Here is an 18,346-nt window from a genome sequence, read left to right on the forward strand (position 1 = left end):
TCCGGCCGTGGTGCGCAACCACTCGGGCGTGGGAAGCATCCCACTACGTACACACGGGTTTTCGGTTTTCGGGGGGGCAAGGATGAAGCGGTCTTCGACCGTCGCGCGCGGCGGCGTCGTGCGCAGAGCGGTGCTGGCGGCGGTCTCGGTGGCGCTCGTCGCGGGGTGTACGGCCCAGGCGGCCGGGACGGGGAGCGGTACCGCGGGGCCCTCGGGCCGCGCCGCGGCGCGGCCGTCCGGATCGGCGTCGGCCCCGGCGTCCGCGTCGCCCTCCGCCTCGGAGTCGGAGTCGGGGTCCGCCACCCCCGGGGCCTCCCCCACGGACGACGGCAAGGCGCCGTCCTCCTCCGCCACCTTCCCCACGCCGGAGCCCTCGGGCTCGGCCTCGGCCTCGGCCTCGGAGGGGGCGTCGGCGTCTCCGGTCCTCATGAAGGACGGGGACGAGAACGAGCAGGTGCGCGAGCTCCAGGCGCGGCTGCGGCAGCTGAAGTTCTTCGACCGCGCGCCCACCGGCTTCTACGGGTCGATGACGGCGCGTTCGGTGAAGTCCTTCCAGAAGAAGCAGGGGCTGACCGGGACCGGCTCGGTGGACGGGACCACCTGGCAGCGGCTGCTCGGCGCGAGCCGGAAGCCGACCGCCGACGAGCTGAAGCCGTCGACCACCAACGCCCTGGACACCCCGGCGCCGGCCTGCATGACCGGCCGGGTGCTCTGCATCAGCAAGGAGAGCCGGACCCTCGCCTGGATGATCGACGGCAAGGTCGTCTCCTCGATGGACGTCCGCTTCGGCTCGGAGAACACCCCGACCCGCGAGGGCACGTTCAGCGTGGGCTGGAAGGCCCGTGAGTGGACGTCGACGATCTACCACACGCCCATGCCGTACGCGATGTTCTTCAGCGGCGGCCAGGCCGTGCACTACTCGTCGGACTTCGCGGCCCGCGGGTACGCCGGGGCCTCGCACGGCTGCGTGAACGTCCGGGACCGGGCCAAGCTCGCGGTCCTCTTCGACCAGGTGAAGGTCGGGGACAAGGTCGTCGTCCACTGGTAGACGCGGAGGAGCGTCGGCAGGGGAGGGGAAAGGGCGCGGGTGGGACCGGGGGAACGTGTCCCACCCGCGCCGGGTGCGCAGAGCCGCAGGTACGGGGGGAACCCCGGCTCGTCGCGCGGCCGATGACCAGTCGGCATTACGTACTGCGCCGACGGGCCGGAAAGTGTTACACCGCGACCGGGAGGCGGGGCGTCGCGCCCGTCTCCGGGGGTCCGGCGGGGCGCACGGGGGCCGGTGCGGTGCGGAGGAGCACCGCCGAGGAGCGGACGGTGCCGTGGCCGTCCCCGCTCCTGTTCCAGGAGTTCCCGTCCGTGCCGCCGTAGTGGCCGCCGTTCTTCGGGCCGTCCTTGGACCCGCTGCCCGGACGGCTTTCGGAGCCGCCCCCGGAGCCGTCGCCCGAGCCCTTCCCGGGGCCGCTTCCGGGTGCGCCGGTGGCGCCGGAGAGGAGGCGGTCGCAGTAGCGGCGCAGGGTGTCGCCGTCGCGCAGGGTCTCCGTGATCCGGCGGCGGCTGCCGTCGTCGAGCTTCCCCGAGCGGTACGCCCGGCAGGCCTCGACGGCCTTCTCCCGGAAGTTCGCGCCGCCGTTCCAGTCTTCGTTCCCGCTCCCGTTTCCGTCCCCGCTTCCTTCGCGGCCGCGGTCGTGGCCGCCCGTGCGGTCCGGGGCCGGGGTCCCGTCCGTGCCCGCCGTGCTCCGGCCGGGCTTCGGGGCGTCCCGCTCGGGCCGGTCCGCGCCGTCGCCGTCACCGCCGTCGCCTCCGGGGGCCGGGGTGGTCGGTGCCGCGGGGTCGTCCGTCCCGGCGGAGGGGGACGAGCCGGGCGTACGGTCGCCGCCGGGGGTCGGCGGCCCGGGTATGCCGAGGTCCTCGCGTATGTCCTCGGGCTCCGGCGAGACGAGCGGGCGGGCGGTGTCCCCGGCCGAGACGGAGCTGGCGGGCGCGGGGCCCACCAGCGGCAGGGCGCCGGTGCCCGCGGCGACGGCGACCCCGCCGACGGCGACGGCGGCGACCGCGGCGGCGAGGCCGTACCGCGTGGAGCGGCCCCAGCGGCGCGGCGCGGCGCCGGGGCGCGCGAGCCGCACCCGACCCAGGTCGGCGGCGCTTCCGGCGGGCGGGCCGGCGGACACGGCGCTGCCGGCGACCGGGCTTCCGGGGGCGGTGCTGCCGGCGGCCGGGCCTCCGGGGACAGTGCTACCGACGACCGGACCTCCGGACGTGCTCCCCGACGCGGAGGCGGCGGCGCGGGCGGCCCTGGCCTCGCGGAAGGCGGCGAGGGCGGCGGCCTCCCCCGGCAGTTCGCCGGCTCCGGCCGATCCGGCACTTCCAGTCGGCCTGGCGCCTCCGGCCGACCCGCCGCCTCCGGCCGACCCGGCGCTTCCAGCCGGTCCGGCGCCTCCAGCCAGTCCGGCGCCTCCGGCCGATCCGCCGTCTCCGGTCGGCCCGGTGGCTCCGGTCGACCCGGTGGCTCCGGCGGTCGGGGTGCGGAGTGCGTCGAGGGCGTCCGCGAGACGCGCGGCCCGCCGGCGCGCGAGGTCGTCGGCGGGGCCGACGGGGTCGACGGGCTCGCCGCGGAGCAGTCGCTCCGCGGTCTCCTCGTCGAGCCACTGGTACCGCTCGTCGGCCATCACATGTCCTTCTGCGTACGCGGACGCCATTGCGTCACACTGCCGGGCGCCACCGCTCCCGGTGTCCGGCCGCGCTGCGGGGGCACGCCGTCCAGGGGGATGACGGTCCCGCCGGGGCCGTCCGGGGCGCCGTCGACCCCGAGGAGTTCGGCGAGCCGCTTGAGGCCCCGGTGCGCGGCGGTGCGCACCGCGCCGGGGCGCTTGCCCAGGGTGTCGGCGGCGCTCTTGGCGTCCAGGCCGACGACGACGCGCAGCACGACGGCCTCGGCCTGGTCCTGCGGGAGCTGGGCGATCAGGTCCATGGTGTGGCCGGTGGCCAGGGCCTCCAGGGCCTCGCTCGCGGTGTCGGACTCGGCGGGCTTCTCGGTGAGTTCGGTCTCGTCGGCGCCGACGACGGGGCGCCGGCCGCGCATCCGTATGTGGTCGAGGGCGCGGTTGCGGGCGATCCGGGCGGCCCAGCCGCGGAAGCGGTCCGCGTCGCCGCCGAAGCGGTCGAGGTCGCGCGCGATCTGGAGCCAGGCCTCGGAGGCCACGTCCTCCGCGTCGGTGTCGCCGACCAGTGTGCGTATGTAGCCGAGCAGCCGGGGGTGCACGGCGCGATACACAGCACGGAAGGCGTCCTCGTCCCCCTGCTGTGCGGCGAGCACCGCGGCCGTCAGCTCCGCGTCGTCCCCCAGCACTCCCCAAACCCTGTTCGTCGGTCGCGTCGTCCCGTCGCGGCTGGTCACCGCCGCGGCCCCGGCCATGGTCCGCCGGACGGGCCCTGACGCACCAGCACGGTACGTGGTGCTCCGGCGCCGCGTCCACGCGGTGTCCGCCCTTTGTACAACTTGCAACCTTCCAGTGCCCGGACGCGGTGTGACAGAAAGCGCACCCCCGGCGCTGATAGGAGTACGGAGCCGTGCTGCGGCTCCGTGGAGGACGACCGGGGCCTCTCCTGTGGGGGGTGGCGGCCCCGGTCGTCTCTCCTTCTCCTCTCTCCTTCCCTTTTTCACGGCCTCCGGACCGTCGGCTCGCCATGCCCTCGCGCATGTCAACCGACGGTTGACACTCCAGGGGTGTCAACCTAGGGTTGCCTCATGACGAATCCAGTCGTTCCGACCGTCCCCGTCCGCCTCGACGAACTCATCGAAGCCATCAAGAAGGTCCACCCGAACGCGCTGGAGCAGCTCTCCGGTGCGGTCATGGCGGCGGACCACCTCGGTGACGTCGCCGACCACCTCATCGGGCACTTCGTGGACCAGGCCCGGCGCTCCGGCGCCTCCTGGACCGACATCGGCCGCAGCATGGGCGTCACCCGCCAGGCGGCCCAGAAGCGGTTCGTGCCCAAGGACCCCGACGCCGAGAAGACGGACCCGAACGCCGGGTTCAGCCGCTTCACGCCCCGCGCGCGGAACGTGGTCATGGCCTCCCAGAACGAGGCCACGGCCGTCGGCAACGCCGAGATCACCCCCTCCCACCTGGTCCTGGGGCTGCTCGCCGAGCCCGAGGGGCTCGCGGCGCACTGGATCGCCTCGCGGGGCGTGCCCCTGGAGCGGGTGCGCGAGGCGGCGGCCGCGACCCTGCCGCCGGGCGTCGAGGAGCCGCCCGCGCTCGTGCCGTACGACGCGGCGGCGAAGAAGGTCCTGGAGCTGACGTTCCGCGAGGCCCTGCGCCTCGGACACCCCTACGTGGGCACCGAGCACGTCCTGCTCGCGCTCCTGGAGCACGAGGACGGGGAAGGCGTCCTGAGCGGGCTCGGCCTCGACAAGGCGACGGCGGAGCGGGAGATCGCCGAGGCGGTCGCCTCGCTCACGATCGAGGCCCCGGAGCAGAAGCCGGAAGCCTGACCGTCCCCTCAGGCCGTGGTGCGGGCCCGGCGGGAGACGACCGCGCGGAGCACCCGGCCGCCCTCGACGGAGAGCTCGCGGGCCCGGCGCAGACCGGTCGGGCCGTGGGCGGCCGATTCGAGGACGGCCCGCTGGCGGCGGAGCTCCCCGGCGAGCAGCGGGCCCGCGCCGTCCGCGTCCCCGGCGCGGCAGCGCTCGACGAGGTCCGCGTCGGCGCCTGCCGCGTCGTACCGCCCGTGCAGCGCGAGGGCGGTGCCGGAGCAGGTGCCGACCCAGGCGCGCAGGGCCTCCGGCGACCACTCCCCGGGGGCGGACGCCAGCATGCCGCGCACGGCCTCCGCCGCGTCCCCGCCGCCCTCGGCGTCCAACTCCACGCGGGCCTTGGCGACGGCCTCGCCCCACGCGCCGCCGTCGGCGCGCGCGACGGCCGCCCAGACGGGCCGCAGGACCTCGCCCCGGTCGGCGGCGAGCAGCGGGAGGCAGCGGTCGAGGCAGGCGAGGCCGGCCGCGGCCAGGCCCCGCTCGTCGGCCCCGTCGATCAGCTCCCGCAGGCTCCGGTCGTTCTCCGGCTTCCCCGACGTCATGGACGCCTCCTCGCCACCCGATACGGACGCGGCGCTTCCCCTTACGTCGCGGGGGGTCGCCTCTTCGTCACTGTGTGGCCGGAATCATGCCAGTGGCTTTCGTGTGCTGCATAGAGGTGAGGCGCCGGACGAAGAGGATCGCGAGGACGGCGGCGATGATGTCGAGCAGACAGCCCGCGAGGGACCAGGAGGCCGCGGTGATGTGGGCGTCGGCGGTCTCGGCCCGCTTGTAGAGCTGCGAGGCGATCCCGCCCACGACCATGCTGGAGACCCAGAACGTCCACCAGGCGTTGAGGAGCGTCAGCTCCCGGGCCTCGTCGGCGGCGTACGGCTGCCACCTGCTGGCCCGCCAGATGTCGGCGGCGATCCCCCTCGGCATCCACAGGTTGACGAAGGGAACGAGCCAGCCGGCGATGGCCCAGCCGGGCTTCCGGCCCTGTAGGTCACCGGCCCAGACCTCGGCGTTCTTCCGCAGCCGGTAGAACCAGACGAGGAAGACGATCCCGGTCGCCACGTACACCATGTACGCGAAGCTGTAGGCCACGTTCAGGTCGAAGGCGCCGAACACGGCCGGGTCGAAGAAGTCGGTGGCGGCGTCGGCCAGCAGGAAGCGGATCTCGAACGTGGCGAGCAGGACGTCGAAGACGGCGTTGCCCGCCAGCAGGGCCACGACGGCGTACGAAAGTCCGTTCGGATTACGGAGCATCAAGACAGGGGTCCCCCAGGGAAGGTCGGCGCCCCTCCCCGAGGCGCCGGCGGCGGCCGTGCGACCGCCGCCGGGGGAACGTACGCGATGCGAAGTCGGTACGTCCATGCCAAAAGCCCTGCTCAGCCGCGCACCCGCTCCGCCAGCGCCCGGAACCGGTCCCAGCTCTCCGTCGGCTTCGCCGGGTTCCAGACCTTCTGGGAGAGGGCCGCCAGGGGGAGCCGGATGCCGGCCGCGACCTGGGCCGGGGTCTGGGAGTTCGCCAGGTCGCACCAGACGGCGAAGCGGGCGCCGAGGATCTGGGGGTCGTACTTCGCCGGGACGGGGCCGGTGCCGCGCACGACGAGCGGGGTCCACTGCTCGTAGATGCGGCGGCCGGTGGGGTACGCGAAGTCGTTGGGCTCGCCGAGGACGTAGTAGAGGTACTCGTCGTTGAGGTTGACCATCCTCCGGCCCTGGCTCAGGTACGAGACGGGCGACCGGGCGCCGATCTCCTTGCCCGTCCAGTACTCGACCTCCAGGTCCTTCGCCGCGTTCACGACCCCGCCCGTGAAGAAGCCGTCGTTCCAGGCCTTGAGGATCTTGCCGGTGGGACGGACGACGGCGGCGCGGTCGTTGAGCCAGCCGGTGGCCAGGTCCTGGACGCGGGCCGAGGGCCCGTACTTCGCCTTCGCCGCCCGCGCCAGCTCCGGGTACGTGGCCTCGGGGTCCTTCGCCATGAGGGCCACGTACTCGTCGGCGCCGAGGTGCCAGTACGCGCCGGGGAAGAGCTGGGCGTACTCGCGCAGCAGGTCGTCGACGATCCTCGCGGACTCCGGGTTCGCGATGTCGACGGCGCCGCGCGGGGCCCGGCCGGTCGCGCTGCGGAGCTGGAGGTCCGGGTGGGCGGCGATGACCGCGCCGAGGTGCCCCGGGGAGTCGATCTCGGGGACGACGGTCACGTGCCGCTCGGCGGCGAGCGCGAGGATCCGCCGCACCTCCGCCTTGGTGAGGTGCTGGGCGGAGACCACCTCGGGGTGGCTGTCGGACGCGATCCGGAAGCCCTGGTCGTCGGAGAAGTGCAGTCCGAGCTGGTTGAGCTTGAGGTCGCCCATCTCCCGGATGCGGTCCTCGATCCAGGCGGCCGTGAAGTGCTTGCGGGCGGTGTCCACGTTCAGCCCGCGCTGCGGCTTGGCCGGCCGGTCGTTCACCGTCCCCTCGGGCATCGCGCCGGTCGCCTTCACCGACTGCTTGAGGGTCCGGGTGCCGTAGAAGACCCCGGCCTCGTCGGGCCCGCTGATCCGCACCCGCCCGTCGCGGACGGCGAGGGTGTACGACTCCGGGGCGCCCGTCCCGCCCAGGGCCAGCTCGACGTCCCCGGGTCCGGCGGCGACGGCGCCCCGGTACGGGATGCCCAGCTCGCCCGCGATCAGCTTCCCCTCGTCGGCGAGGCCGCCGCTGTTCGCGGCTATGACCACCCCGCCGGCGGGCGCCGGCTTCCAGCCGGGGCCGCGGGCGGGCTCGTGGGAGCGGACGGCCGGAACCGTGCGGGGCGCGCTGGAGAGCGGGTACGTACGGGTCGGTGTCGGCGTCGGCGAGGGCTGCGCGCTCGTGGCCGGGCCGGGGGACGGGGCGGAGGGCGAGCCGGCCGGCCCCGCCGCGGAGCCGCCGGAGCAGGCCGCCACGGTGGCCAGCGCCACCGCGGTCGCCAGGAGCGCGGGGCCCCGCCGGGGCCCTCGTATGGAGTACCGCATCAATCGGAATCCTCTCCTACGGATCCGGGTCCGGCCAATCGGGCGACGGTCCGGGACGGACCGGACGGCGGGATCGGAACCCCCGCATCCGGGACGGAGGGAACGCCGGAACCCCGGATGCCGTCACCCAGTGCGGCGGCAACCGCGTCGGCGGAGCCGATCGACGCCCCGTGTTCACCCGCGGGCCGGCGACCGGAACCCCAGCGTCCATCAGGTGTTCCGAAACTCTCCCTTCCGGGTGAAAATCGCGCACTCGTCGGACACTTCCCCCGTCCCGTCGATAACGTTCCGTCACGCCCACCCCATCCGTCCCGGAGTAACCGGAGCCCACGCTGACCAGCGACACGCACGCCCCCTGCCGGAAACCGGGCTCCACGGACGCGTCCGCCATACCGGGCCCGCAGCCCCCCGCGCCCCGGCGCGCCGGCGGTCTCGTCGGCTTCAACGCCACGTCCCACGCCGAGGCCGTGACCCTGCTGCTCTCCTGCTGCCACAGCCTCCGCTGGGCCGAACGGGTGGCGGCGCACCGCCCCTACCCCACGGTGGACGCCCTGCTCGCCGCCGCCGACGAGGCCGGTTACGACCTGTCCCGCGCCGACCTCGACGGCGCCCTGGCCGCCGAGTCCTCCCTGCCGCCGCACCCCGGCGCCCCGCCGGCCGCCCGGACCGCGCTGCGGGCCGCGCACGCCGCGTACGAAAGCAGCTTCGGGCACGCGTTCGTGATCAGCCTCGACGGGGTGCGGCCCGAGGAGCGACTCGACCAGGTTCTGGCCGGAATCCGGTCACGTCTCGGCAACGAACCGGAGGAGGAGCGGGTGATCGCGGCCGAGGAGCTGCGCCGGCTCGCCCGCGCCCGGCTGGCCCTCCGGCTGACCGAAGGGCTCACCGCCCGACACTCCGAGCTGTGATTTCGTCCGGAACGCGGTGTTTCCGGCTCGTACGATAGCCCGTCCGTGCCTGTTTGATCACACCTATGGACCCCGCGCGAGCGAACCGACGACTCGTCGCTACGATGACCGGGGCCGGTGGACCGTACCCGGCCGGGCCAGACCGACAGAGAAGCCGGCCGGCCCCGATCCCCGCTCCCGGAGGGTTTTTCCGTGCCGGCTGGAACGCTGTACCGCGGCCGGGAAGGAATGTGGTCCTGGGTGGCTCACCGAGTCACCGGCGTCCTCATCTTCTTCTTCCTGTTCGTACACGTCCTTGACACCGCTCTCGTCCGCGTCTCCCCCGAGGCCTACGACGAGGTCGTCGCGACCTACAAGACGCCGATCGTCGCTCTCCTCGAGTACGGCCTGGTCGCCGCCATCCTCTTCCACGCGCTGAACGGCCTCCGCGTCATCGCCGTGGACTTCTGGTCGAAGGGCCCGCGCTACCAGAAGCAGATGCTCTGGACCGTCGTGGGCATCTGGGTCGTCCTGATGGCGGGCTCGCTGTACCCCGTCCTCGGGCACGCCGCACGCGAACTGTTCGGGAGCTGACGCCAGACATGTCGACTGACACCACCTCCGCGATCGGCCCCGTCGAGGGCGGCGGCTACGACGTGGACAACCCCGCGCCGTACATCGAGGCCCCCCGCAAGCGCACCGGCAGGACCCCGCGCGCGACCCGCGGCAACTTCGAGATGGCCGCGTGGCTCTTCATGCGCCTCTCCGGCGTGGTCCTCGTCGTGCTGGTCCTCGGCCACCTGCTGATCCAGCTCTTCCTGGACGGCGGCGTCTCCAAGATCGGCTTCGCCTTCGTGGCCGGCCGCTGGGCGTCCCCGTTCTGGCAGGTCTGGGACCTGCTGATGCTCTGGCTCGCCATGCTGCACGGCGCCAACGGCCTCCGCACGGTCATCAACGACTACGCGGAGCGGGCCAACACGCGCCTGTGGCTCAAGGGCCTGCTGTACACCGCCACGGTGTTCACCATCCTTCTGGGCACGCTGGTGATCTTCACCTTCGACCCGAACATCCGCTAGGCACGGGGCTGAGGTAATCCACCCATGAAGATCCACAAGTACGACACCGTCATCGTCGGGGCCGGCGGCGCCGGCATGCGCGCCGCCATCGAGGCGACGAAGCGCAGCCGCACCGCCGTGCTCACCAAGCTCTACCCCACCCGCTCCCACACGGGCGCCGCGCAGGGCGGCATGGCCGCCGCGCTCGCCAACGTGGAGGAGGACAACTGGGAGTGGCACACCTTCGACACGGTCAAGGGCGGTGACTACCTGGTCGACCAGGACGCCGCCGAGATCCTGGCGAAGGAGGCCATCGACGCCGTCCTCGACCTGGAGAAGATGGGCCTGCCGTTCAACCGCACCCCGAACGGCACCATCGACCAGCGCCGCTTCGGCGGTCACTCCCGCAACCACGGCGAGGCCCCGGTCCGCCGGTCCTGCTACGCCGCGGACCGCACCGGCCACATGATCCTCCAGACGCTGTACCAGAACTGCGTCAAGGAGGGCGTGGAGTTCTTCAACGAGTTCTACGTCCTGGACCAGCTGATCACCGAGGTCGACGGGGTCAAGCACTCCGCGGGCGTCGTCGCCTACGAGCTGGCCACCGGCGAGATCCACGTCTTCCAGGCCAAGGCCGTGATCTACGCGTCCGGCGGCACCGGCAAGTTCTTCAAGGTGACCTCCAACGCGCACACCCTCACCGGTGACGGCCAGGCCGCCTGCTACCGGCGCGGCCTGCCCCTGGAGGACATGGAGTTCTTCCAGTTCCACCCAACGGGCATCTGGCGCATGGGCATCCTGCTCACGGAGGGCGCCCGCGGCGAGGGCGGCATCCTGCGCAACAAGGACGGCGAGCGCTTCATGGAGAAGTACGCGCCCGTCATGAAGGACCTCGCGTCCCGCGACGTCGTCTCCCGCTCCATCTACACGGAGATCCGCGAGGGCCGCGGCTGCGGTCCCGAGGGCGACCACGTCTACCTGGACCTGACGCACCTCCCGCCGGAGCAGCTGGACGCCAAGCTGCCGGACATCACCGAGTTCGCCCGTACGTACCTCGGCATCGAGCCGTACACGGACCCGATCCCGATCCAGCCCACCGCGCACTACGCCATGGGCGGCATCCCGACCAACGTCGAGGGCGAGGTCCTCGCGGACAACACCACCGTCGTCCCGGGCCTGTACGCGGCCGGCGAGGTCGCCTGCGTGTCGGTGCACGGCGCCAACCGCCTCGGCACCAACTCGCTGCTCGACATCAACGTCTTCGGCAAGCGGTCCGGCATCGCCGCGGCGGAGTACTCGGCCAGGGCCGACTACGTCGAGCTGCCCGAGAACCCCGAGGCGTTCGTCGTCGGGCAGATCGAGAAGCTGCGCAACTCCACGGGCAGCGAGCGGGTCGCCGACCTGCGCCGCGAGCTCCAGGAGACGATGGACGCCAACGTGATGGTGTTCCGCACGGAGCAGACCATCAAGACGGCCGTCGAGAAGATCGCCGAGCTGCGCGAGCGCTACGAGAACGTGTCCATCCAGGACAAGGGCAAGCGCTTCAACACCGACCTCCTGGAGGCCATCGAGCTGGGCAACCTGCTCGAACTGGCCGAGGTCATGGCCGTCTCGGCCCTGGCGCGCAAGGAGTCCCGCGGCGGTCACTACCGCGAGGACTACCCCAACCGCGACGACGTCAACTTCATGCGTCACACGATGGCGTACCGCGAGGTCGGCAAGGACGGCTCCGAGACCGTGCGTCTCGACTACAAGCCGGTCGTCCAGACCCGCTACCAGCCGATGGAGCGTAAGTACTGATGGCTACCCCCGTACTGGACAAGGTCGAGAAGGACTCCGCCGCCTCGCCGTACATCACGGTCACGATGCGGATCCGCCGCTTCAACCCCGAGATCTCGGACGCGGCGGTCTGGGAGGACTTCCGGATCGAGATCGACCCCAAGGAGCGCGTGCTCGACGCCCTCCACAAGATCAAGTGGGACGTCGACGGCACGCTGACCTTCCGCCGGTCGTGCGCCCACGGCATCTGCGGCTCGGACGCGATGCGGATCAACGGCAAGAACAGGCTCGCCTGCAAGACGCTGATCAAGGACATCAACCCCGAGAAGCCGATCACGGTCGAGGCCATCAAGGGCCTGACGGTCCTCAAGGACCTGGTCGTGGACATGGAGCCGTTCTTCCAGGCGTACCGGGACGTCATGCCGTTCCTGGTCACCAAGGGGAACGAGCCGACCCGCGAGCGCCTGCAGTCCGCCGAGGACCGCGAGCGCTTCGACGACACCACCAAGTGCATCCTGTGCGCCGCGTGCACGTCGTCCTGCCCGGTCTTCTGGAACGACGGCCAGTACTTCGGTCCGGCCGCGATCGTCAACGCGCACCGCTTCATCTTCGACTCGCGCGACGAGGCCGGCGAGCAGCGCCTGGAGATCCTGAACGACAAGGACGGCGTGTGGCGCTGCCGCACCACGTTCAACTGCACGGACGCCTGCCCGCGCGGCATCGAGGTCACCAAGGCGATCCAGGAAGTGAAGCGCGCGCTGATCACGCGCCGTTTCTGAACCACCGCACGGCGGTTGAGCCCGCTTCTGTACGCTCGGCGTGCGGGGGCGGGCTTTCCCGTCCGCACGCGCACGTGTGTCGTTGTGGAGAGCGGGGACTGGACTGATGAGCGAGCCGAACCCTTACGCGGACGGCGAGTACAAGTGGGGTCCGGGGCAGGGCCCCGGGCAGGCACCGGGCCGGGGCGGCGCGCCCGGGACGCCGGGGTACGGCTACCCGCAGGACGCGGCCCCCGGGTACGGGTACCCGCAGCCCCCCGCGTACCCGCAGAACCCGGCGTACCAGCCGACCCTCGCCGAGGGCGTGCCCGTGCCGCAGCAGTTCCCGCCGGCGCCGGCCGGGGCCGCGCCGGTGCTCGCGCTCGGGGACATCACGGTCGTCGGGGACCAGATCATCACTCCGGCCGGGTCGATGCCGCTGAAGGGCGCGGTGTGGAACGCGATGGACATGTCGCGGACCGAGGAGAAGATCCCGACGGTCGCGATCGTGCTCGCGATCGTCTTCGCGCTGCTGTGCCTGGTGGGTCTGCTGTTCCTCCTGATGAAGGAGAAGAAGACCACGGGCTTCATCCAGGTCACCGTGACCAGCGGGGGCCGGCACCACGCGACGATGATCCCGGCGACGGGTCCGGACACCATCCACTGGGTGATGGGCCAGCTGAACTTCGCGCGCTCGCTGAGCGTGTGACCGCGTGAACCCCCGACCGAGCGGCCCCGGGCGCGGGGCCGGGGTCAGTGGTGCCGGGCGTCGGGGGCGGGGTCAGTGAGGCCGGGCGTCGGGGGCGTCGTCCGCCTCCGCCGCCACCATCACCCGGCGCAGCATGTCGTTGAGCAGGGTGCGCTCCTCGGGGGTGAGGACGCCGAGGAGCCGGTACTCCTCGTGGCCGAGGACGTCCATCGCGCCGAGCCAGGTCTCGCGGCCGGAGACCGTGAGCTCCACGACGACCCGGCGCCGGTCGGCGGTCGACTGGGTGCGCCGGACGAAACCGCGCTTCTCCAGGACGTCGAGGCGGCCCGAGACGGAGGCGGGGGCCAGGTCGAGGTCCTGCGCCAGCTCGGAGGGGGCGGCGCTGCCGCCGCGGCCGGCCAGCTTGTGGAGCGTGTCGAACTCGTGGCGCTCCAGGTCGAAGTCCACGAGCGACTGCTCCCTGACCCGGCGCAGATGGACCGAGAGCTTCTTCATCCGGGTGACCGCGCCCTCGACCACGGGGTCGAGGCCGGGCAGGACGGGCTGCCAGCGGGCGACGTGACCGTCGGTCCAGTCGCGCCGTTCCGAGGGGGCGGGGGGCGCGGGGGTCGGGTCCATGGGGCGATCGTACGTCGGGGGCGGGCACACCTCCCCTCCAGGCCTTTCGGAAGCTGATATTTCGCTGACGAATCATTCGTTTCCGAAATGCTCCGCGGCCCATGCCCGCCGTCCCAGCCACCACGGCGCCCGCACCCGTCCGCCACTCCCTGCGCACCCGCTCCTTCCGCCTGCCCTTCGGCGGCTCCCCCGGGCCCGGCACTCGCGGGCACGCTGCTCCTGACCGCCGTCCGGGTGAAGCGGGTGCCGATCCCCGCCGTTCGCTCCGCGCCGACCTCACCGAGGGCCGGCGGGAGGTCCGCTCCCGCGACTGGTACCGGTACCGGCACTGGTACTGGTACTGGACCAGCCTCGTCGGCCACAGCGCCCGGGTCGGCCCGCTCCGGACCGGAGCCGTCGGCTTCCTCCTCGGGGTGCTGCTCGCGGACCGCGTCAGCCCCCGGCGCCCGGTCCTGGCCGCGAACCCCGGCCTCGCCACGTACGCGCTGCCGCCACTCCTGCTCGCCGCCGCCGCGGCGGTGGCGGTGGGCGGCCGCTGCCCGGGGACGGCGCCGGTCCCGGGCGTACGGAGGTTCACCCGGGGCCCGGCCGGCCGACGGGCCCGGGGTTTCCGCTCAGGGCGCGGTCGGCACCAGGACCTCCGCCAGGAAGTCCACGAGGAGACGGGCGGTCTCCTCCGGGCGCTCCAGGGCGGGCAGGTGGCCGGCCCAGTCGAGGTCGAGGCGGCGGGCGGCGGGCAGCAGGCGGGCCAGCTCGTCGGCGACCGCCCGGAAGTCGGGGAGGTCGTGGGCGCCGACGGCCACCAGGGCGGGGGCCGCGATGCGGGCGAGCTCGTCCCGGGTGACTTCGGGGTCGACCGGGCCGTGCTCGTCGGGGACGGGGAGCTGCACCTCGAAGACGTGCCGCTGCGCCCGCCGGACGAGGGCGCGGGCCTCCTCCCCGGCCTCGGGGCCGAGCCAGGTGTCGACGTTCAGCTCGACGGCGGCGTCGAGGTCGCCGGCCTCCAGGAGCGCGCCCTCGCGCTCGCCCCAGGCCCGCAGCTCCGCGCTCGGCTCCATGCCGGGCATGCCGGAGCCGAGCAGGGTGAGGGCCGAGACCCGCTCGGGGTGGCGGGCGGCGAACTCCAGGGCGACCTCGCCGCCGAAGGAGGAGCCGACGACGGAGGCGCGGTCGGCGCCGAGGTGGTCGAGCAGGTCCCGGACGTCCTCCGCGTGGGTGTGCGGGGCGTCGATCGGGGTCTCGCCGAAGCCACGGAGGTCGCAGCGGACGACACGGTGCCCCGCCTGGGCGAGCGCGGAGAACTGCGCGTCCCACATCCGGCGGTCGCAGACCCCGGAGTGCAGCAGGACGACGGTCGAGGGGCCGGTACCGGCCAGGTCATGAGAGAGCGTCACCCGCGCGACCCTAGGCGGCGGGAGGGCCGGGGACCACCTCTTTCCCTCCCGCCCCCTCCCACGCCCCCCTCTCCACTTGAACACGTTCAAGAAGAGGTCTACAGTCAGGGACACCAGCTTTTGAACGCGTTCAAGGGAGGGTGGGGCATGGACCTCACTGTCGTCGCGTACATCGTCTACCTGCTGATCAGCGTGGCCCTGACCATCTGGGTCGCCCGCACGCTCAGCCGCAACGGAAGGATCTTCCTGGCGGACGTCCTGCACGGGAACGAGAAGCTCGCGGAGGCGGTCAACCACCTCCTCGTGGTCGGCTTCTACCTCGTCAACTTCGGCTTCGTCGCCCTCTACCTGAGCCAGGACGACGCCGTCCTCGACGCCCGGGCGCTCTTCGAGGCCCTCTCCGTCAAGCTCGGGGTCGTGCTGCTCGTCCTCGGCGTGATGCACCTCGGGAACGTGTACGTGCTCAACAAGATCCGCCGGCGCGGGGTCATGGAGCGCGAGCAGGTGCCGCCGGTCGGCCCGCAGGGCTGGACCACGCCCCCCAAGGCCGGCCCCTGGGCCCCGCCCGCACCGCAGCAGGGCTGAACCGCCGTGTCGACCGCACCCGGGCGGGGCGCCCCGGTACCGGCCCCCGCACCGGGGGCCCCCGCCCCGCGGACGCCCGTGAAGCGCCTGACCGTGCTGTACGACGCCGACTGTCCGCTCTGCGTGCACCTGCGGCACTGGCTGCTGCGGCAGCGGCAGCTCGTCCCGCTCGATCTGGTGCCGGCCGGGTCCGAGGAGGCCCGGCGCCGGTTCCCGGCCCTCGACCACGCCACCACCCTGCGGGAGATCACCGCGGTCGGGGACCGGGGCCAGGTCTACCGGGCGACCGCCGCCTGGATCGTCTGCCTCTGGGCCCTCGCCGAACACCGGCCGAAGGCCCACTGGCTCGCCACCCCGGCCGGACAGCCCTTCGCCCGGATGACCGTCCTGGCCGCCGCGAAGTGGCGCGAGGCGCTCAAGGGTCCCGGAGAGGGGCCCGGGGAGGGCCCCGGCGGAACCCCCGGGCCGGGCGGCTGCGGGGACGGACGCTGCGAAGTGCCCGGTCCGCCCGGTTAGGCTCGGCTCCGTGAAGGACGTGAAGGAAGAGAAGAAGGCCCCCAAGAGCGAGCAGACCCGCACGCTCATCCTCGAAACCGCGCTCCGGCTGTTCAAGGAGCGCGGTTACGACAAGACGACGATGCGGGCCATCGCCCAGGAGGCCGGGGTCTCCGTCGGCAACGCGTACTACTACTTCTCCTCCAAGGAGCACCTGGTCCAGGGCTTCTACGACCGGATCGCCGAGGAGCACCAGGCGGCCGTCGAGCCCGTCCTGGCCGGCGGCGAGAAGGACCTGACGGCCCGCATCCGGGGGGTGTACCTCGGCTGGCTGGACATCGCGGAGCCGTACCACGAGTTCGCCGCCCAGTTCTTCAAGAACGCCGCCGACCCGGACAGCCCGCTCAGCCCGTTCTCGCCCGAGTCGGAGGGGCCGCGCGAGGCCGCGATCGACGTGCACCGGCGCGTCCTCTCCGGGGCCTCGGTGAAGGTCGACCCGGAACTGTCCGAGGCGCTGCCGCAGTTGCTGTGGCTCCAGCAGATGGGCCTGGTGCTCTTCTGGGTGTACGACCGGTCGGAGGGGGCCGCCAACAGCCGGCGGCTCGTGGAGCGGCTCGCACCGGTCACCGCCCGCGCCATCTCGCTCTCCCGCTTCCGGGTCCTGCGCCCGCTGGTCAAGGAGACCCACGAACTGCTGGCCGACTTCATGCCGACGGCGGCCGGGATGGCGGCCTCGGGCAAGCCGAAGCGGACGGGCGGGAAGCAGTAGGAACGCCGTGGGGCCGTACTCGTGCGAGTACGGCCCCACGGCGGTCCGGTCAGATCCAGCTCAGTTCCCACAGGCGCCAGATGCCGGTGCCGTCCGTCAGGTACTGGGAGCCCGCGACCGCGTCCGTGGAGAGGACGTAGTCCTTCTTCTGCCACAGCGGCACGAGCGGGACGTCGGTGGCGACCTCGGTCTGGATGGCCTTGAAGTCGCCCGTCGCCTTGGACCGGTCGCTGTACCTCTGCGTCGAGGCGATCAGGGAGTCGATCCGCTTGTGGGAGAACCCGTTGTGCAGGGTGTTCCCGGTGCCGACGAGCGGCGCGGTGAAGCTGTCGGAGTCGGGGAAGTCGGGGAGCCAGCCGACGGTGTACGCGTCGAAGTCGCCCTTCGCGTACTGCTTCTGGAAGTCCTCCCACTTGACCTCGACGGTCTCGACGCGGAAGAGGCCGGTCTCCTCCAGCTGCCGCTTGATCTCGGCGGTCTCGGCGGCGTAGGTGGCGTCCTTGCGGAAGCCGAAGGTGAACGTCACCGGCGTCCTGACCCCGGCCGCCTTCAGGATCTGCTCCGCCTTCCCGGCGCTCGGCTCCGGGTAGAGGTCGTAGAACGCGGTGCTGTGGCCGACGAAGCCCTGCGGGATGAGGGAGTACAGCGGCTCGACCGTGTCCTTGTAGGCGCCGGTGGTGATCGCCGGACGGTCGAGGACCGCCGCGACGGCCTGCCGCACGGCCTTGTCCGCCATGGGCGAGCCGGGCCGGACGTTGAAGTTGATGTTGCGGATCTCGGCGCTCTCCGCCTCGGTGACCCGGGTGCCGTCCGAGGTCTCCAGCGTGGAGACGAACTCCGGCGGGAGCTGCCGGTGCGTCACCTGGACGTCCTTCGCCTTCCAGGCGCCGGCGAGGTCCTCGGACTTGGCGTAGTACTTCACGAGGACCGGGCGGCCGGCCTTGGTGACGGAGCCCTTGTACCTCGGGTTGGGCTCCAGGAGGGCGGACTCGCCCGGCTTGTACTCCTTGAGGACGTACGGCCCCGAGCCGTCGACCGCCTGGTCGGGGCGGAGGCTCTTCTCCGGGTAGCGCTCGCGGTCCACGATCGAACCGGCGCCGGTGGCCAGCTTCAGCGGGAACGTGACGTCCTTGGCGCTGAGGTGGAAGGTGACGGTGCGGCCCTCGGAGTCGACGCTCTTCAGGGTCGGGAAGAGGGGCTGCGGGCCGACGTCCGTCTTGATGCCCAGCATCCGCTCGAAGGAGTACTCGACGTCCTCGGCGGTCACCTTGCGCCCGCTGGAGAAGGTGAGGTCGTCGCGGAGCGTGCACCGGTACGTGGTGAGCCCGGAGCCCGCGAACCCGCAGCTCTCGGCGGCGTCCGGCACCGGCTCGGTGAAGCCCGGCTTGAAGGTCAGGAGGGACTGGTAGACGTTGCTGTAGATCGCCCAGGAGCCGGCGTCGTAGGCACCGGCCGGATCCAGTGAAGTGATCTCGTCGGTGGTGCCGACGGTGATCGGATCGGTCCGGACGCCGTCGGAGGGCAGGAGTTGCCAGCCCCCCGCTCCGGCCGCCACCAGTACTCCACAAGTGATGAGGATCCGCAGACGGACCGTCGACCGCATTGCCGTGCTTCCTTTTTTTGGTACCACCCCAGCTGCGGCGCCCCCGGAATTGCCGCGATGCGGTCATCCCATCACACGTATTTCACATGCGGAAGAGAAAACCTTCACATCACAGGTATATGTCCGGGATATGAGACTTTAAGTCGATGAGCAGCACGTATCACTCTCGGTGC

Annotated in this window: 19 protein-coding genes; 11 read left to right on the plus strand and 8 right to left on the minus strand. The window is 72.5% G+C overall.

Going from position 1 to position 18,346, the window contains the following annotated elements; translation table 11 throughout:
* Window positions 1-82: 82 nt before the first annotated feature.
* Window positions 83-1,048 (plus strand): L,D-transpeptidase family protein, encoded by a 966-nt coding sequence (locus OO47_RS34440; protein WP_063831919.1) that lies wholly within the window; start codon window positions 83-85, stop codon window positions 1,046-1,048.
* Between the two features lie 166 nt (window positions 1,049-1,214).
* On the opposite strand, the gene OO47_RS33450 is transcribed toward OO47_RS34440, so the two are convergent.
* Window positions 1,215-2,669: a hypothetical protein gene (locus OO47_RS33450; RefSeq protein WP_037624343.1), complete on the minus strand. Its 1,455-nt coding sequence runs from the start codon at window positions 2,667-2,669 to the stop codon at window positions 1,215-1,217.
* Entirely contained in the window at window positions 2,669-3,349 is a 681-nt protein-coding gene (locus OO47_RS20060; RefSeq protein ID WP_030218065.1) for an RNA polymerase sigma factor, read from the minus strand. Before OO47_RS20060 ends, OO47_RS33450 begins: the two co-directional genes overlap by 1 nt.
* A 399-nt stretch (window positions 3,350-3,748) precedes the next feature.
* Here OO47_RS20060 and OO47_RS20065 point away from each other — a divergent pair, with 399 nt between their 5' ends.
* Window positions 3,749-4,498, plus strand: coding sequence for a Clp protease N-terminal domain-containing protein (locus tag OO47_RS20065; RefSeq protein ID WP_030218066.1), 750 nt, complete (start codon window positions 3,749-3,751; stop codon window positions 4,496-4,498).
* A gap of 8 nt (window positions 4,499-4,506) precedes the next feature.
* Here OO47_RS20065 and OO47_RS20070 read toward each other — a convergent pair whose 3' ends face one another.
* The 3 genes from OO47_RS20070 to OO47_RS20080 all read right to left on the minus strand — a co-directional run bounded on the left by OO47_RS20070 (window position 4,507) and on the right by OO47_RS20080 (window position 7,521).
* Entirely contained in the window at window positions 4,507-5,082 is a 576-nt protein-coding gene (locus OO47_RS20070) for a hypothetical protein (RefSeq protein WP_030218067.1), read from the minus strand.
* Between the two features lie 67 nt (window positions 5,083-5,149).
* A complete protein-coding gene (locus tag OO47_RS20075; RefSeq protein ID WP_030218069.1) occupies window positions 5,150-5,788 on the minus strand; it encodes a DUF4328 domain-containing protein in 639 nt (212 codons plus the stop codon).
* 122 nt (window positions 5,789-5,910) lie between these two features.
* Window positions 5,911-7,521: a beta-N-acetylhexosaminidase gene (locus tag OO47_RS20080; RefSeq protein ID WP_051716206.1), complete on the minus strand. Its 1,611-nt coding sequence runs from the start codon at window positions 7,519-7,521 to the stop codon at window positions 5,911-5,913.
* Between the two features lie 332 nt (window positions 7,522-7,853).
* Between OO47_RS20080 and OO47_RS20085 the strand changes: the two genes are divergently transcribed.
* The 6 genes from OO47_RS20085 to OO47_RS20110 all read left to right on the plus strand — a co-directional run bounded on the left by OO47_RS20085 (window position 7,854) and on the right by OO47_RS20110 (window position 12,709).
* Entirely contained in the window at window positions 7,854-8,429 is a 576-nt protein-coding gene (locus tag OO47_RS20085) for a 2-oxo-4-hydroxy-4-carboxy-5-ureidoimidazoline decarboxylase (protein WP_167345348.1), read from the plus strand.
* Window positions 8,430-8,621: 192 nt separating this feature from the next.
* Window positions 8,622-9,002 (plus strand): succinate dehydrogenase, cytochrome b556 subunit, encoded by a 381-nt coding sequence (gene sdhC, locus OO47_RS20090; protein WP_015035721.1) that lies wholly within the window; start codon window positions 8,622-8,624, stop codon window positions 9,000-9,002.
* Between the two features lie 8 nt (window positions 9,003-9,010).
* On the plus strand, window positions 9,011-9,484 hold the full coding sequence (locus OO47_RS20095; RefSeq protein ID WP_030218080.1) for a succinate dehydrogenase hydrophobic membrane anchor subunit: 474 nt from the start codon (window positions 9,011-9,013) through the stop codon (window positions 9,482-9,484).
* A 24-nt stretch (window positions 9,485-9,508) separates the two neighbouring features.
* Window positions 9,509-11,263, plus strand: coding sequence for a succinate dehydrogenase flavoprotein subunit (gene sdhA, locus OO47_RS20100; RefSeq protein ID WP_033209689.1), 1,755 nt, complete (start codon window positions 9,509-9,511; stop codon window positions 11,261-11,263).
* Window positions 11,263-12,021 (plus strand): succinate dehydrogenase iron-sulfur subunit, encoded by a 759-nt coding sequence (locus tag OO47_RS20105; protein WP_030218087.1) that lies wholly within the window; start codon window positions 11,263-11,265, stop codon window positions 12,019-12,021. The genes sdhA and OO47_RS20105 overlap by 1 nt, the downstream gene beginning before the upstream one ends.
* 106 nt (window positions 12,022-12,127) lie before the next feature.
* On the plus strand, window positions 12,128-12,709 hold the full coding sequence (locus tag OO47_RS20110) for a hypothetical protein (RefSeq protein ID WP_030218089.1): 582 nt from the start codon (window positions 12,128-12,130) through the stop codon (window positions 12,707-12,709).
* Between the two features lie 72 nt (window positions 12,710-12,781).
* On the opposite strand, the gene OO47_RS20115 is transcribed toward OO47_RS20110, so the two are convergent.
* Complete coding sequence (locus OO47_RS20115; protein WP_030218092.1) at window positions 12,782-13,327, minus strand: MarR family winged helix-turn-helix transcriptional regulator; 546 nt, start codon at window positions 13,325-13,327, stop codon at window positions 12,782-12,784.
* A 614-nt stretch (window positions 13,328-13,941) separates the two neighbouring features.
* Window positions 13,942-14,721, minus strand: coding sequence for an alpha/beta fold hydrolase (locus OO47_RS20120; RefSeq protein WP_030218095.1), 780 nt, complete (start codon window positions 14,719-14,721; stop codon window positions 13,942-13,944).
* Between the two features lie 147 nt (window positions 14,722-14,868).
* Between OO47_RS20120 and OO47_RS20125 the strand changes: the two genes are divergently transcribed.
* The 3 genes from OO47_RS20125 (at window position 14,869) to OO47_RS20135 (ending at window position 16,570) form a co-directional block, all read left to right on the plus strand.
* Window positions 14,869-15,306 carry a hypothetical protein gene (locus OO47_RS20125; protein ID WP_030218098.1) on the plus strand — a complete coding sequence of 146 codons (438 nt, stop codon included), beginning with the start codon at window positions 14,869-14,871 and terminating at the stop codon, window positions 15,304-15,306.
* 78 nt (window positions 15,307-15,384) lie between these two features.
* On the plus strand, window positions 15,385-15,822 hold the full coding sequence (locus tag OO47_RS20130) for a thiol-disulfide oxidoreductase DCC family protein (RefSeq protein WP_033209692.1): 438 nt from the start codon (window positions 15,385-15,387) through the stop codon (window positions 15,820-15,822).
* Window positions 15,823-15,832: 10 nt separating this feature from the next.
* Window positions 15,833-16,570 carry a TetR/AcrR family transcriptional regulator gene (locus tag OO47_RS20135; protein ID WP_033209694.1) on the plus strand — a complete coding sequence of 246 codons (738 nt, stop codon included), beginning with the start codon at window positions 15,833-15,835 and terminating at the stop codon, window positions 16,568-16,570.
* Window positions 16,571-16,619: 49 nt separating this feature from the next.
* Here the strand turns inward: OO47_RS20135 and OO47_RS20140 are convergent, their stop codons facing one another.
* A complete protein-coding gene (locus OO47_RS20140; protein WP_030218107.1) occupies window positions 16,620-18,173 on the minus strand; it encodes an ABC transporter substrate-binding protein in 1,554 nt (517 codons plus the stop codon).
* Between the last annotated feature and the right edge of the window lie 173 nt (window positions 18,174-18,346).

It is taken from the genome of Streptomyces bikiniensis, assembly GCF_000716625.1.
Classification (GTDB): domain Bacteria; phylum Actinomycetota; class Actinomycetes; order Streptomycetales; family Streptomycetaceae; genus Streptomyces; species Streptomyces bikiniensis.

What these genes read in the sequence shown, in the direction of transcription:
- OO47_RS20065 (WP_030218066.1), top strand. Translation starts at nt 3,749, where the DNA reads ATGACGAATCCAGTCGTTCCGACCGTCCCCGTCCGCCTCGACGAACTC.
- OO47_RS20080 (WP_051716206.1), bottom strand. Translation starts at nt 7,521, where the DNA reads ATGCGGTACTCCATACGAGGGCCCCGGCGGGGCCCCGCGCTCCTGGCG.
- OO47_RS20140 (WP_030218107.1), bottom strand. Translation starts at nt 18,173, where the DNA reads ATGCGGTCGACGGTCCGTCTGCGGATCCTCATCACTTGTGGAGTACTG.
- OO47_RS20095 (WP_030218080.1), top strand. Translation starts at nt 9,011, where the DNA reads ATGTCGACTGACACCACCTCCGCGATCGGCCCCGTCGAGGGCGGCGGC.
- OO47_RS20115 (WP_030218092.1), bottom strand. Translation starts at nt 13,327, where the DNA reads ATGGACCCGACCCCCGCGCCCCCCGCCCCCTCGGAACGGCGCGACTGG.
- OO47_RS20125 (WP_030218098.1), top strand. Translation starts at nt 14,869, where the DNA reads ATGGACCTCACTGTCGTCGCGTACATCGTCTACCTGCTGATCAGCGTG.
- OO47_RS20070 (WP_030218067.1), bottom strand. Translation starts at nt 5,082, where the DNA reads ATGACGTCGGGGAAGCCGGAGAACGACCGGAGCCTGCGGGAGCTGATC.
- OO47_RS20105 (WP_030218087.1), top strand. Translation starts at nt 11,263, where the DNA reads ATGGCTACCCCCGTACTGGACAAGGTCGAGAAGGACTCCGCCGCCTCG.
- sdhA (WP_033209689.1), top strand. Translation starts at nt 9,509, where the DNA reads ATGAAGATCCACAAGTACGACACCGTCATCGTCGGGGCCGGCGGCGCC.
- OO47_RS20110 (WP_030218089.1), top strand. Translation starts at nt 12,128, where the DNA reads ATGAGCGAGCCGAACCCTTACGCGGACGGCGAGTACAAGTGGGGTCCG.
- OO47_RS34440 (WP_063831919.1), top strand. Translation starts at nt 83, where the DNA reads ATGAAGCGGTCTTCGACCGTCGCGCGCGGCGGCGTCGTGCGCAGAGCG.
- OO47_RS20075 (WP_030218069.1), bottom strand. Translation starts at nt 5,788, where the DNA reads ATGCTCCGTAATCCGAACGGACTTTCGTACGCCGTCGTGGCCCTGCTG.
- OO47_RS33450 (WP_037624343.1), bottom strand. Translation starts at nt 2,669, where the DNA reads ATGGCCGACGAGCGGTACCAGTGGCTCGACGAGGAGACCGCGGAGCGA.